This window comes from Rhodococcus sp. RDE2 (assembly GCF_020885655.1).
Lineage (GTDB): Bacteria > Actinomycetota > Actinomycetes > Mycobacteriales > Mycobacteriaceae > Rhodococcus > Rhodococcus pyridinivorans.
In genome coordinates this window covers 2,037,052-2,050,202 of the sequence record NZ_AP025186.1, presented here as the reverse complement: position 1 = coordinate 2,050,202, position 13,151 = coordinate 2,037,052, and the positions used below count along the sequence as shown (strand labels likewise).

The 13,151-nt window shown below is 70.4% G+C and carries 11 protein-coding genes; 3 read left to right on the top strand and 8 right to left on the bottom strand.

The window, feature by feature from the left end:
* Nucleotides 1–122 precede the first annotated feature (122 nt).
* The 5 genes from coaD to LPH33_RS09490 all read right to left on the bottom strand — a co-directional run bounded on the left by coaD (nt 123) and on the right by LPH33_RS09490 (nt 8,783).
* Entirely contained in the window at nt 123–614 is a 492-nt protein-coding gene (coaD, locus tag LPH33_RS09510) for a pantetheine-phosphate adenylyltransferase (RefSeq protein WP_160876530.1), read from the bottom strand.
* Entirely contained in the window at nt 611–1,177 is a 567-nt protein-coding gene (gene rsmD / locus LPH33_RS09505) for a 16S rRNA (guanine(966)-N(2))-methyltransferase RsmD (protein ID WP_145691820.1), read from the bottom strand. The genes coaD and rsmD overlap by 4 nt, the downstream gene beginning before the upstream one ends.
* Nucleotides 1,174–4,575, bottom strand: coding sequence for a pyruvate carboxylase (locus tag LPH33_RS09500; protein ID WP_229567912.1), 3,402 nt, complete (start codon nt 4,573–4,575; stop codon nt 1,174–1,176). The genes rsmD and LPH33_RS09500 overlap by 4 nt, the downstream gene beginning before the upstream one ends.
* A 182-nt stretch (nt 4,576–4,757) precedes the next feature.
* Nucleotides 4,758–7,049: an ATP-dependent DNA helicase RecG gene (gene recG / locus LPH33_RS09495; RefSeq protein ID WP_229567911.1), complete on the bottom strand. Its 2,292-nt coding sequence runs from the start codon at nt 7,047–7,049 to the stop codon at nt 4,758–4,760.
* A gap of 45 nt (nt 7,050–7,094) precedes the next feature.
* The gene (locus tag LPH33_RS09490; RefSeq protein ID WP_016691905.1) at nt 7,095–8,783 is read right to left on the bottom strand and encodes a DAK2 domain-containing protein; all 1,689 of its coding nucleotides are present in this window, start codon (nt 8,781–8,783) and stop codon (nt 7,095–7,097) included.
* Between the two features lie 233 nt (nt 8,784–9,016).
* On the opposite strand from LPH33_RS09490, the gene rpmB reads away from it, so the two are divergent.
* Nucleotides 9,017–9,208, top strand: coding sequence for a 50S ribosomal protein L28 (rpmB, locus tag LPH33_RS09485; RefSeq protein WP_006551201.1), 192 nt, complete (start codon nt 9,017–9,019; stop codon nt 9,206–9,208).
* A gap of 88 nt (nt 9,209–9,296) precedes the next feature.
* Nucleotides 9,297–10,112 carry an enoyl-CoA hydratase/isomerase family protein gene (locus LPH33_RS09480; RefSeq protein ID WP_088897341.1) on the top strand — a complete coding sequence of 272 codons (816 nt, stop codon included), beginning with the start codon at nt 9,297–9,299 and terminating at the stop codon, nt 10,110–10,112.
* 22 nt (nt 10,113–10,134) lie between these two features.
* Here the strand turns inward: LPH33_RS09480 and LPH33_RS09475 are convergent, their stop codons facing one another.
* From LPH33_RS09475 to LPH33_RS09465, 3 genes are read right to left on the bottom strand one after another with little or no spacing between them, the layout of a single operon-like run.
* Nucleotides 10,135–10,863: a uracil-DNA glycosylase gene (locus LPH33_RS09475; RefSeq protein ID WP_145691823.1), complete on the bottom strand. Its 729-nt coding sequence runs from the start codon at nt 10,861–10,863 to the stop codon at nt 10,135–10,137.
* A 3-nt stretch (nt 10,864–10,866) separates the two neighbouring features.
* Entirely contained in the window at nt 10,867–11,394 is a 528-nt protein-coding gene (locus tag LPH33_RS09470) for a gamma carbonic anhydrase family protein (protein WP_088897343.1), read from the bottom strand.
* 45 nt (nt 11,395–11,439) lie between these two features.
* Nucleotides 11,440–12,378, bottom strand: coding sequence for a thiamine-phosphate kinase (locus LPH33_RS09465; protein WP_229568312.1), 939 nt, complete (start codon nt 12,376–12,378; stop codon nt 11,440–11,442).
* Between the two features lie 129 nt (nt 12,379–12,507).
* Here LPH33_RS09465 and LPH33_RS09460 point away from each other — a divergent pair, with 129 nt between their 5' ends.
* A complete protein-coding gene (locus LPH33_RS09460; protein ID WP_145691825.1) occupies nt 12,508–13,122 on the top strand; it encodes a DUF3515 domain-containing protein in 615 nt (204 codons plus the stop codon).
* Nucleotides 13,123–13,151: the final 29 nt, after the last annotated feature.

Sequence of the window (13,151 nt, the reverse complement as noted above, 5' to 3'; positions counted from 1 at the left end):
CGCTCGACACGACCGGTGCGGTCGCGCCGCCGTCCAGTCTGCCGCAGCGCAGGGCACGCTCGTGTGCCCTGCGCTCGGTGTGTCGGGATACGGCCGTCACAGGTCGTGCGGGAGGGGTCGGTCTACTTCGCGGCGGCCCGCTCGGCGAGACGCGCGAGCAGACGATCGTGCACGGAACCCGGCAGCATCTCGGAGACGTCGCCGCCGTAGGTCGCGACCTCCTTGACGAGCGAGCTCGACAGGTAGCTGTAGACCGGGTTGGTGGCGACGAACAGGGTGTCGACGCCGGTGAGCTTGTGGTTCATCTGCGCCATCTGCAGCTCGTAGTCGAAGTCGTTGGCGCCGCGCAGACCCTTGACGATCGCGGTGATCCCCCGTTCGCGGGCGTAGTCGACGAGCAGACCCTGCCAGGCGTCGACCGTGACGTTCGGCAGGTGCGCCGTGGCGTCGGAGAGCATCTCGAGGCGTTCGTCGATCGTGAACATCCCCTGCTTGTTGGGATTGATCGTGACGGTCACGACGACCTCGTCGAACTGGGCCGAGACCCTGCCGATGACGTCGAGGTGTCCGTTGGTGACCGGGTCGAAGGATCCTGGGCAGACCGCGCGGCTCATGACCCAGCACCGTAGCAGGTGGCGATCTCCACTCTGGTCTCGCCGTAGCGCTTCGACCTGCCGACCTCGAATCCCTGCGGCCACACCGTTTCCGGTGATCGCGACGACCGTTCGACCACGACGATCGAGCCGTCCTCGACCCACCCCCCGGAGACCAGCGCCCCGAGCACGCCGGTGACGGCCTCCTCGGTGACGGCGTAGGGCGGGTCGGCCAGGACGAGGTCGTAGACGCGATCGGGGATGCCCGCGAGCACTGCGGACACCGGTGCGGTACGCAGCACCGCACCGGGCAGTCCGACCGTCGCGATGTTCTCGCGGATCACGCCCGCCGCCTTCGCGTCGGACTCGACGAGCATCGCGTGCTCGGCGCCGCGGGACAGCGCCTCGAGGCCGAGCGCCCCCGACCCCGCGTAGAGGTCGAGGACGGCGGCCCCGTCGATGTCCATGCGTGCGTCGAGCGAACTGAACAGGGCTTCGCGCACCCGTTCGGAGGTGGGCCGGGTCCCGCGGGGCGGCACCTTCAGGCGCCGCCCCCCGGCCCGGCCGGCGACGATCCGTGTCACTCGGCGCTGTCTCCCGTGGACACCTCGACGAGCAGGTCGCCACCTTCGACCTGTTGCACCGGTCCGATCGCGACGCGCGTGATGCGTCCGCCGCGCGGCGCGGTGATCGCGGCCTCCATCTTCATGGCCTCGATCGTGGCGACGGTGTCGCCCGCCGAGACGCTGTCACCCTCGGACACGACGAGGGTGACCATGCCGGCGAACGGCGCCGCGACATGACCGGGATGGTTGCGGTCGGCCTTCTCCGCGGCAGGGATCTCCGCGGCCACCGAGCGGTCGCGCACCGACACCGGGCGCAGCTGCCCGTTGAGGATGCACATGACGGTGCGGTAGCCCTTCTCGTCGGCATCGGAGATCGCCTCGAGACCGATGAGCAGTTCGACGCCCTTGTCCAGGCGCACCCGGTGCTCGTCGCCGTGCCGCAGACCATAGAAGAACTGGTTGGCCGACAGCTCGGTGGTGTCGCCGTAGGTCTCGCGGTGCTGCTCGAACTCCTTCGCGGGGCCCGGGAACAGCAGGCGGTTGAGCATGCGGCGACGCTCGTCGGACGAACCGCCGAGGGCCTTCTCCTCCTCCGGCGCGAGCGGGGTGACCGGCTTGGGCTCGGCCCGGCCCGACAGCGCCTTGCTGCGGAAGGGTTCGGGCCAACCACCGGCCGGAGTTCCGAGATCGCCGCGCAGGAAGCCGATCACCGAATCGGGGATGTCGTACTTGCCGGGCTCGGCGGCGAAGTCGTCGACCGAGACTCCCGCGCCCACGAGGTGCAGCGCGAGGTCGCCGACGACCTTGCTCGACGGCGTGACCTTGATCAGGCGGCCCAGGAGGCGGTCGGCGCCGGCGTAGGCGGCCTCGACCTCCTCGAAGCGGTCGCCGAGACCCAGCGCGATGGCCTGCTGACGCAGGTTCGACAGCTGACCGCCGGGGATCTCGTGGGTGTAGACGCGGCCGGTCGGTGCGGGCAGGCCCGACTCGAACGGTGCGTACACCTTGCGCAGTGCCTCCCAGTACGGCTCGAGATCGCACACGGCCTGCAGGTCGAGGCCGGTGTCGAACTCGCTGTTCGCCGCGGCGGCGACGATCGCCGACAGGGCGGGCTGGCTCGTCGTACCGGCCAGGGCCGCGGACGCACCGTCGACCGCGTCGGCACCGGCGTGCCAGGCCGCGAGGTAGGTGGCGAGCTGACCACCCGGGGTGTCGTGCGTGTGCACGTGCACCGGCAGATCGAAGTTGCTGCGCAGCGCCGACACGAGCGTCGCGGCGGCCGGGGCGCGCAGCAGACCCGCCATGTCCTTGATGGCCAGCACGTGCGCACCGGCCTCGACGATCTCCTCCGCCAGGCGCAGGTAGTAGTCGAGCGTGTAGATCGTCTCGTTCGGGTTCGACAGGTCGCCGGTGTAGGACATCGCGACCTCGGCGAGCGTGGTGCCGGTCTCGCGCACCGCGTCGATCGCCGGTCGCATCTGGTCGACGTTGTTCAGCGCGTCGAAGATGCGGAAGATGTCGATGCCGGTGTCGGCGGCCTCCTGCACGAAGGCACGGGTGACGGCCTCCGGGTAGGGGGTGTAGCCGACGGTGTTGCGTCCGCGCAGCAGCATCTGCAGGTTGATGTTCGGGATCGCCTCGCGCAGCGCCGCGAGCCGCTCCCACGGATCCTCGTGCAGGAAGCGCAGTGCGACGTCGTAGGTCGCGCCGCCCCACGCCTCGATCGACAGCAGCTGCGGCGTCATCCGGGCCACGTGCCCGGCCACGGTCAGCAGGTCCTTGCTGCGCACGCGGGTCGCGAGCAGCGACTGGTGGGCGTCGCGGAAGGTGGTGTCGGTGACGCCGATCGCCTTCTGCTCGCGCAGCGCACGGGCGAAGCCCTCGGGGCCGAGTTCGAGCAGGCGCTGACGCGAACCGGCCGGCGGCGCGGCGTTCAGGTCGATCGCGGGGAGCTTGTCGTGCGGGTACACCGTCGTGGTGCGCTCACCGTGCGGCTTGTTCACCGTCACGTCGGCGAGGTACCGCAGGATCTTGGTGCCGCGGTCGGCGGACGAGCGCAGCGTCAGCAGATGCGGGCGCTCCTCGATGAACGAGGTGTTCACGTTGCCGCCGCGGAAGTCCTCGTCGTCGAGCACCGCCTGCAGGAACGGGATGTTCGTCGCGACACCGCGGATACGGAACTCGGCGACCGCGCGGCGGGCGCGGGCGACGGCGGTCTCGAAGTTGCGGCCGCGGCAGGTGAGCTTGACGAGCATCGAGTCGAAGTGGGCGGAGATCTCCGCGCCCACCGACGTGCCACCGTCGAGACGGATACCGGCACCACCCGGGGTGCGGTAGCCGGTGATGCGGCCGGTGTCCGGGCGGAACCCGTTGGCCGGGTCCTCGGTGGTGATGCGGCACTGCAGCGCCGCGCCGCGGATGGTGATGCTTTCCTGCGACAGGCCCAGTTCGTCGAGCGACTCGCCCGCGGCGATGCGCAGCTGGGACTGCACGAGGTCGACGTCGGTGATCTCCTCGGTGACCGTGTGCTCGACCTGGATCCGCGGGTTCATCTCGATGAACACGTGGTTGCCGCGTTCGTCGACGAGGAACTCGACGGTGCCCGCGCACTGGTAGCCGATCTCCTTGGCGAAGGCCACGGCGTCGGCGCAGATGCGGTCGCGAAGCTCGGGATCGAGATTCGGGGCGGGGGCGAGCTCGATGACCTTCTGGTGGCGGCGCTGCACCGAGCAGTCGCGCTCGTACAGGTGGATGACGTTGCCGTGCTTGTCGGCGAGGATCTGCACCTCGATGTGCCGCGGGTTGACCACGGCCTGCTCCAGGAAGACGGTGGGATCACCGAAGGCGGCGTCGGCTTCACGAGAAGCGGCTTCGATGGCCTCGCGCAGCTGGGAGGGCTCGGCGACCCGGCGCATGCCGCGTCCGCCACCACCGGCGACGGCCTTGACGAAGACCGGGAAGTTCATCGTCTCCGAGGCGGCGAGCAGCTCGTCGACATCCGACGACGGCTCCGACGACGCCAGTACCGGGAGGCCGGCGGCCTTCGCCGAGGCGATCGCGCGGGCCTTGTTGCCCGTCAGTTCGAGGATTTCCGCCGACGGACCGACGAAGGTGATGCCCGCTTCCGCGCACGCTGCAGCGAGGTCCGGGTTCTCGGAGAGGAAGCCGTAGCCGGGGTAGATCGCGTCGGCGCCGGCCGACACGGCCGCTTCGACGATCTTCTCGACCGACAGGTATGCGCGGACCGGGTGCCCCTCCTCCCCGATCTGATAGGCCTCGTCGGCCTTCAACCGGTGCAGGGAGTTCCGGTCTTCGTACGGGAACACCGCGACCGTCCCGGCACCCAGTTCGTAGGCGGCACGGAACGCGCGGATCGCGATCTCGCCACGGTTGGCGACAAGCACTTTCGAGAACATTGGTCGACGGTACCGCGCCGTAACATGCCGACTCGGACGCGCGTTCCACATCGTGGGACGAGGCGTCCGGATGGCACGACTGGAACGATGCAGTCGGCTCCGCCGTAACACGGCGTCAACACGCCGGGCACGGCCACCGAAACCTCACCACGGGTTCTGGGGCACGGTGTACGGAACGTAACTCAGGACTTGTCGAGATAGGCCACACGCTCGGCGTCGAGCGCGGCCCGCACCATGCTCGCGAGCCCCGGGTGGTGTTCGAGGCCGGGATCCTTCTCCGTCACCGTCCGGGAGAAGTCGCGGGCCGCCTCGATGACGTCGGCGTCGTCGACGAGCGAGAGCAGCCGCAGCGTCGACACTGTGCCGGACTGGGCGACACCGAGGACGTCGCCCTCCCGGCGCAGCTGCAGGTCGAGCTGGGCGAGTTCGAAACCGTCGGTGGTGCCGGCGACTGCCTCGAGCCGCATCATCGTCGGGGTCGCGGGCTTCGCGTCGGTCACGAGCAGGCACAGACCCTGGTGGCCGCCACGACCGACGCGACCGCGCAACTGGTGCAGCTGGCTGACACCGAACCGGTCGGCGTCGACGATCACCATCACGGTCGCGTTCGGCACGTCGACACCGACCTCGACGACGGTCGTGCACACGAGCACGTCGAGTTCCGCGGCGTTGAAGGCCTGCATCACCGCGTCCTTCTCGTCGCCGGCGAGGCGACCGTGCAGCAGCCCCACCCTCAGATCCCGCAGCGGACCGGAGGTGAGGAACTCGAACTGCTCGAGCACCGAGACGGTCTCGGGCGGGGCCTGCTTGCCCTTCCCCGATCCCGACGGCTCGGACCCGTCCGGATCGAAGAGCGCATCGTCGTCGGAATCACCGTCGCCGATACGGGAACACACCACGTAGGCCTGCCGCCCCTCGGCGACCTCCTCGCGGATACGCTCCCAGGCGCGGTCGACCCACTTCGGATGCACCTTCGCCGGGACCACGCGGCTGACGATCGGCGACCGCCCGCGGGGCAACTCGCGCAGGGTCGAGACCTCGAGGTCGCCGAGCACCGTCATCGCGATGGTGCGCGGGATGGGCGTCGCGGTCATCACCAGCACGTGCGGGGACGCGCCGTCGCGACCTCGCGAGCGCAGGGCGTCGCGTTGTTCGACACCGAAGCGGTGCTGCTCGTCGATCACCACCAGGCCGAGGTCGAAGAACTGCACCGTGTCCTCGATCAGCGCGTGCGTGCCGATGACGATCCCGGCATCGCCCGTCACCGCCTCGTTGAGTGCGGCCCGTTTGCGCGCGACACCCATCGAGCCGGTCAGCAGGGTCACGCGGGTCGCGAGTTCGTGGGCACCGAGTTCGCCCGCCGCGGCGAGATCGCCGAGCATCTTCGTGAGCGATCGCGCGTGCTGCGCCGCGAGCACCTCGGTGGGTGCGAGCAGCGCGCACTGCCGACCGGAGTCGATCACCTGCAGCATCGCCCGCAGCGCCACGATGGTCTTGCCGGAACCGACCTCACCCTGGAGCAACCGGTTCATGGGGTGCTCACGTGCGAGATCGGCCGCGATCTCGTCGGCCACCGACAGCTGCCCGGCCGTCAGCTCGAAGGGCAGCCGCCGGTCGAACTCGTCGGCGATCCCGCCCTCGCGGCGTGGGCAGGACGGCGCCGACCGCACCTCGACGTCGTGCCGGCGTCCGGCGAGCACGAGCTGCACCGCGGCGGCCTCGTCGAACCGCAGGCGGTCGCGCGCCCGGTCGATCTCCTGCTTCGTGTCGGGCAGGTGGATCGAGCGCAACGCTTCGTCGAGCCCCACGAAGCCGTGCTCGTCGCGCACCCACTCGGGCAGCGGGTCGTCGACGTGGTCGAGCTGGTCGAGCACCTGCCGCACACACCGCATGACGGTCCACGACTCGACCTCGCGGGTCGCGCGGTACATCGGGATCAGCGCACGGTCGAAGACCGACATGTCGACCCCCGAGCCGTCCTGCGCGGTGCGTGCGAGACCCGCCAGGGCTCCGGCGCCCCGCACCCGCGCCGGTGTCGCCGAGACCAGGTCCTCGGCGTCGCGCGGTTCGGGCAACACGAGATAGCTCGGGTGGGTCAGGCTCCACTTGTCGCGGAAGTACTTCACGGTGCCGGAGAACATCGCACGCACGCCGGGCTTGATGTTGTGCTTGACCCGGTGCGGGTTGAAGAAGGTGACGTCGATGCTGTGACGATCGGAGCGCAGCCGCACCGCGAGGCGCTTGCCGGCGCGGGACTTCATCGGCACCTCCTGCGCCGACTCGACCCGCGCGATGATCGTGATGTGCTGGCCCTCGGTGGGCTGACTCTCGCCGAGCTCGGCGCCCTGGGTGGCGTAGCGGTGCGGATAGTGCCTCAGCAGATCCTCGACGGTGGTCATCCCGAACGCGTCGTGCAAGGCGTCCGCCGTCTTGCGGCCGAGGACATGATCGAGCCGGTCCGCGAGTGTCGCCACTGCCGTCCCTTCCGCTACTCCTGCGGTGGCCTCGCGGCGCACCGGCTACTCGACGCCGAGCTGCAGCAGGTCGCTGCGCTGACCGCCCTGGTAGACCGCCACGTCGATCTCCGGGTGACGGTGATCGAGATGAGCGACCAGCTGCTCGACGAGTCCGTCGGGGGCGTCGGCACCGACCAGCATCGTCACGAGCTCACCGCCCGCGGCGAGAATCCTGTCGAGCAGTGACGCTCCCGCTGTCACCAGATCATGCTCGATCACTACGACATCATGGCCGGCCAGTCCGAGACTGTCGCCGGGTTCGCACGTTCCGACCCAGGTCAGCGCACGTTCGTTCGCGTACCGCAGCGACCCCCACCGCACACACGACGCCGCCTCCGACATCGCGAAGGCGTCGTCGACGGTGGCGCGCATCGGATCGTGCACGGCCAACGAGGCCAGTCCCTGAACGACGGAGGAGGACGGCAGGAACATCACGTCGCGGTCGTCCCGCCGCGCCCGCGCACCCACGGCGACGACGTCCTGTGCAGAGAGCGCACCGTTGGGCAGCACGAGGACGTCCCGGCTCGGCAGTGCCCGGATCGCCTCGAGCAGTTCGTCCGGGACGGAGATCTCCTCGGCCCGCAGCACCCGGGCGCCCTCCGCCTCGAACAGTTCGGCGGCGCCCTCGCCGCCCACCACCGCGAGGACCGCCCGGGACTGCTCCCCCGCCGACTCGGCGCGGACCGCGGCGGTGGCCGTGCCGAGCGCCACGGGACCGTCGCCGCATCCGCGACGCGCGGACTCGAGCGCGAAGCACGTGATGTCGATGCGGCTCAGCGAGCCCGCCGCGAGACCGGCCTCCACAGCAGCTCCGGGATCGCAGCAGTGCACATGCACGGACCAGCACCCCGCTTCCCCGGCGACGATCGCGACCGAGTCGCCGAGCGCGTCGAGGGAGGACCGCAGGGCGTCCATACGCGCGTCGTCGGAGTTCCCGACGAGATACATCACCTCGTATTCCTGCTGGTCGCTGTCGGGACGTTCGTCGACGATCTCGGGTTCGACCACGGGACGCGAGGCGCCGGCGAGCACCATCCGGCGGTCGGGACGTGTTCCGGTGGTGACCTCCACCAGGCAGTCGAGCAGCACGAGCAGGCCGAGACCGCCGGCGTCGACCACCCCGGCCTCGGCGAGGACGTCGAGCTGGGTGGTGGTGCGCTGCAGCGCGTCGGCGGCGGCGTCGGCACTCGCGACGGCGACATCGCACACGGTCGCATCCGTCTCCGAGGCGACGCGGGTCGCGCCGTCGGCCGCGGCTTCGAGGACGCTGACGATGGTGCCCTTCGCGGGCGCGCTGAGCGCTCCGGTCACGAGCGTCGCGGCATTGGAGAGGGCCGCGGCCAGGTCACGGGCGCCGACCGTCGTCAGTCCCGCGACCGCGTCGGCGACACCGCGCAGCGCCTGCGCCAGGATGATCCCCGAGTTGCCCCGCGCCCCGGCGAAGGCGCCGCGCGCGAGCCCTTCGGCGACGTCGGATGCGGTGAGCGCGCCGTCCACGGGCCCGCCGATCCGGGCCGCCGCGGCCTGCAGGGTGATCAACAGATTGTTTCCGGTGTCCCCGTCGGGCACCGGGAAGACGTTGAGCGAGTTGATCTCCGCTCGGCGCTGTTCGAGCGCTTCCACACCGAACTCGACCCACCGGCGCAGCGCCCGCCCGTCCACCGTGTCCTCGGCTCCGAGCAACGATTCCACCCCCTTCGCCTCGTCCTGCGGGCATCGTCCACCTCTACGATCGGTACCGTCGAACACGGTGCCGAGCCCTGGCGAACAGGTTAGCCGCGACCCGGCGCACCGTCCGGTTTGGCCAACCGCCCTCGAGTTCGCTAAGCTTGCCGGGTTGCCTCGCACGGGCGGCTCGTTCCCCGTGTTCGCAAGGCGAAACAACAGACAGAAGATCTATCCACTAGACACAAGGAGTTCGCGACATGGCTGCCGTCTGCGACGTATGCGCCAAGGGCCCCGGCTTCGGGAAGTCGGTCTCGCACTCGCACCGGCGTACCAACCGTCGCTGGAACCCGAACATCCAGAGCGTGCGCGCTCAGGTTGCACCGGGCAACACCCGCAAGATGAACGTGTGCACCTCCTGCCTCAAGGCCGGCAAGGTCGTCCGCGGCTGATTCCCGGTCGAGTCGTAGCGAAGGCCCCCTGCGCTGATTGCGTAGGGGGCCTTCGCCGTTCGATCCCCCGGCCGGATATCGTGCGGGAATGACCGAGAACCAAGTTTCCTTCCCCGACAGCGACTCTCTCCGCTCATTGGTGAGCGTGGAGGACCGCGTCCTGCGGATCGCCGTGGCGACCTCCGAGTACGGCACCTCCCTGTCCCCCGCAGGGATGGAGCAGGGCATCGCGGCCCTGCGCGCGGCAGGCCCCGAGATCGGGGCCGTGCTGCTCGTCGGTGAGGGTGCGAACTTCTGCGCGGGCGGAAACGTCCACGGATTCGCCGCGGCCGAGGACCGCGGCGCCCACCTGCTCGACATCGCGAACCTCTTCCACGACTTCGTGCGCGAGCTGGACAAGGCGGCCGTGCCGGTCGTCGCCGCCGTGCACGGCTGGGCTGCCGGCGCCGGGATGAGCCTGGCGCTGCTCGCCGACATCGCGCTCGCCGGCCCCGGCACGAAGATGCGCGCCGCGTACCCGTCGATCGGTTTCTCCCCCGACGGCGGCATGTCGTGGACCCTGCCGCGGATCGTCGGTCCGTCGCGGGCACGGGAGATCATCATGACCGACGCCGTGATCGGCGCCGACGAAGCCGTGCGTCTGGGTCTGCTGAGCCGGCTCGTCGCCGACGGCGAGATCCAGAGCGAGGGGTTGCGACTCGCACGGACCCTCGCGCACGGCCCCACGCAGTCCTACGCCGCCATCCGCTCGCTCGTGGCGGGCTCGGCGGAACGATCGCTGTCCGAGCACCTCGATGCGGAAGCCGCCTCGATCTCCGCGGCCGCGACGTCGCCCACTGGCATCGAGGGTGTCGACGCCTTCGTCGCCAAGCGGCGCCCGGACTGGGATTCGGTCCGCGCCTGATCTCCGGGCGGCGGATCGGTGCTCAGGACAGTCGCCAGTCCACCGGTTCGCCGCCCTGCTCGACGAGCAGAGCGTTCGCGCGGCTGAACGGACGCGACCCGAAGAATCCGCGTGAGGCCGACAGCGGGGACGGGTGCGCCGACTTCACGGTGGGCACACCACCGAGCATGGGTTCGAGGGTCGCGGCGTCGCGACCCCACAGGATCGCGACGAGCGGGGTCCCGCGTGCGACCAGCGCGCGGATCGCCTGCTCGGTGACCGCCTCCCAGCCCTTGCCGCGGTGGGAGGCCGGCTGGCCCGGTGCGACGGTGAGGACCCGGTTGAGCAACAGGACGCCGTGCTCGGTCCACGGCGACAGGTCGCCCGTGGAGGGCTGCGGCAACCCGAGATCGTCGGTGTACTCGCGGTAGATGTTGGCGAGACTGCGCGGGATCGGCCGGACGTCCGGGGCCACCGAGAAGCTCAGTCCCACAGCGTGACCCGGAGTGGGATAGGGATCCTGACCGACGATCAGGACGCGGACGGATTCGAAGGGCTGCGTGAAGGCACGCAGCACGTTCGGACCGGACGGCAGGTAACTGCGGCCCGCGGCGAGTTCGGCGCGGAGGAACTGCCCCATCGCGGTGATGTCACCGGCGACGGGTTCGAGTGCTCGCGCCCAGCCCGGGTCGACGAGTTCGGACAGGGGCCGACCGGAACGGGGCTCGTCCGCTCCCCCGGCCGCGGACTGTGTGTCGACGGTGTCGGCCACCTGTCACTCCTGATCGATGCGGCGGAGGGCGGTCCGGTAGTAGGCGGCGTTCGCCGCGTACATCTCGGCGTTGGCGTCGAAGTTGTTCTCGGGGACCTCGTAGCCCTCGCGGACCTTCGCGGGGATACCCATCGCCATGCGGCGGGGCGGCAGTTCGAAGCGCGGCGGGATCAGGGCGCCGGCGGCGACCTGCGCGCCGGCACCGACGACCGAGCCGTTGAGGACGAGCGAACCCGAGCCGATCAGCGCACCGTCACCGATCGTGGCGCCCTCGATGTGCGCGTTGTGCCCGACGACGCAGCGAGCGCCGATGACCGTGGCCTCGATCGCGGTGCAGTGGATGATCGTGCCGTCCTGGATGTTGGTCTTCTCCCCCACGGTGATCGTGCCGTAGTCGCCGCGCAGCACCGCCGAGGGCCACACGGAGGCGCCGGCACCGAGGGTGACGTTGCCGATCACGACCGCGTCGGGATGAACCCACGCGTCGGGATGGATATCGGGGACACGCTCGCCGAGTGCGTAGACAGCCATGACTGCAGAACCTATCTCGAGCGAACCCCACCCGGAGTGGTCGCCCTAGCGATCAGCGCCCGCCGCGAAGCTCTGCCAGCCCCCGGATCCGTTGTGGTGTCGCCCGTCGATGGTGACGCCGGAGCCTTCCAGGACCACGCCGATGGGCCGCCATCCGTCCGGCAGGGTGACCTCGCGAGGGAAGCACGCCGCGAGGGCGTGGTCCTCGCCGCCGGTGAGGATCCATTCCTGCGGGTCGACCGACAGTGCCTCCCCGGCGTCCCGGAGTTGCGTGTCGGGAGCGAGTGCACCCGGGTCGAGATCGATCGCGACCTCCGATGCGGTGCAGATGTGCCCGAGATCGGCGACGAGACCGTCGGAGATGTCGGTACATGCGTGGGCGCCTGCCGCGGCCGCGGCAGGACCTGCGGCGTAGGGCGGTGTGGGCACACGATGCGCCGCGACGAGTTCGGGGAAGTCCCGGTTGCCGGCCAGCAGCAGGGCCAGGCCCGCCGCGGAGCGACCGGTGCGACCGGCGAGGGCGACGACGTCGCCGGGGCGCGCAGTGGAGCGGAGGAGCGGTGGCCGTCCGTCGAGTTCGCCGAGCACGGTGACCGAGACGATCACCTGACCCGCCTGCACGAGATCACCTCCCACGACTCCGGCGCCCATCTCCTCCGCAGCCTCCCCGATGCCCGCCGCAATGCCGTCGAGCACGGCGACGGGTGTCTCGGGTGGGCATCCGAGGCCGACGACGAAGGCGGTGGGACGCGCACCGACCGCGGCGACATCGGCTCCGTTCTGGGCGACCGCCTTGCGTCCGACCTCCTCCGGGCTCGACCAGTCGAACCGGAAGTGACGTCCTTCGACGAGCATGTCGGTCGAGATCGCGATGCGACCGTCGGCGGCCGACACGACCGCCGCGTCGTGGCCCGGCCCGACGAGTGTGCTGTCGGGTTGCCGTCGTGCCCTCACCGCGCGTTCGATCACGGGGAATTCGCCCATGTCGGCGACGGTGGGTCCGGTCGGGTTCGTCACGGTGACGGTCGCCTCTTTCTGGGTCGGCGGTGGGAGAGAGCCGGCACGTGCCCTGCTACGTTCGATCACGCTACCGCCCCCTGTCCCCGAGCCCGGATGCTGGACACGATGAACGACACCTCTGCTTCCGATCGCGAACCCTCCGACGACGCCCCCGTCGAGGCGCCCGGATCGGACGGGACGCGACGCAGTCCCGCGCTGATCGCCACGGCGATCGCACTGCCCGTCGCCCTGCTGGTCGGTGTGGTGGTCGCGGCCGTGATCGTGTCGCAGTCACCGGTGAACACGCCTGTCGGTCTCGGTCCCGTGCCGGCTCCGGAAGCGGAGTCCGAATCCTGCTCACAGTTGCTCGACGCGCTGCCGGAGGAGCTCGGCGACTACACGCGCGCCGAATTGGCCGATCCGGCACCGGTGGGTGCGGCGGCCTGGCAGTCGGACGACGGCGAGGAGGTCGTCCTGCGCTGCGGTCTCGACCGGCCCGACCAGTTCGACCAGGCGGCGGCGCTGCAGGTGATCGACGACGTGCAGTGGTTCGAGGTGTCGGGAGCCGAGCAGGGCATCCCGGCGAGTACGTGGTTCGCCGTCGACCGTCCGGTCTACGTGGCGTTGACCGTGCCCGACGGATCCGGGCCGACCCCGCTGCAGGACATCACGGCGACGATCTCCGCGACGCTCCCGCAGCAGGAGATCGATCCGGCGCCGATCCGCTGAGTCGGACGAACGAGAAAGGTCGGCCCCGG

Excerpts from the sequence above, each read along its gene's own strand:
- coaD (WP_160876530.1), bottom strand. The coding sequence starts at position 614 with ATGAGCCGCGCGGTCTGCCCAGGATCCTTCGACCCGGTCACCAACGGA.
- LPH33_RS09500 (WP_229567912.1), bottom strand. The coding sequence starts at position 4,575 with ATGTTCTCGAAAGTGCTTGTCGCCAACCGTGGCGAGATCGCGATCCGC.
- rpmB (WP_006551201.1), top strand. The coding sequence starts at position 9,017 with ATGGCTGCCGTCTGCGACGTATGCGCCAAGGGCCCCGGCTTCGGGAAG.
- LPH33_RS09480 (WP_088897341.1), top strand. The coding sequence starts at position 9,297 with ATGACCGAGAACCAAGTTTCCTTCCCCGACAGCGACTCTCTCCGCTCA.
- LPH33_RS09470 (WP_088897343.1), bottom strand. The coding sequence starts at position 11,394 with ATGGCTGTCTACGCACTCGGCGAGCGTGTCCCCGATATCCATCCCGAC.
- LPH33_RS09465 (WP_229568312.1), bottom strand. The coding sequence starts at position 12,378 with ATGGGCGAATTCCCCGTGATCGAACGCGCGGTGAGGGCACGACGGCAA.
- LPH33_RS09460 (WP_145691825.1), top strand. The coding sequence starts at position 12,508 with ATGCTGGACACGATGAACGACACCTCTGCTTCCGATCGCGAACCCTCC.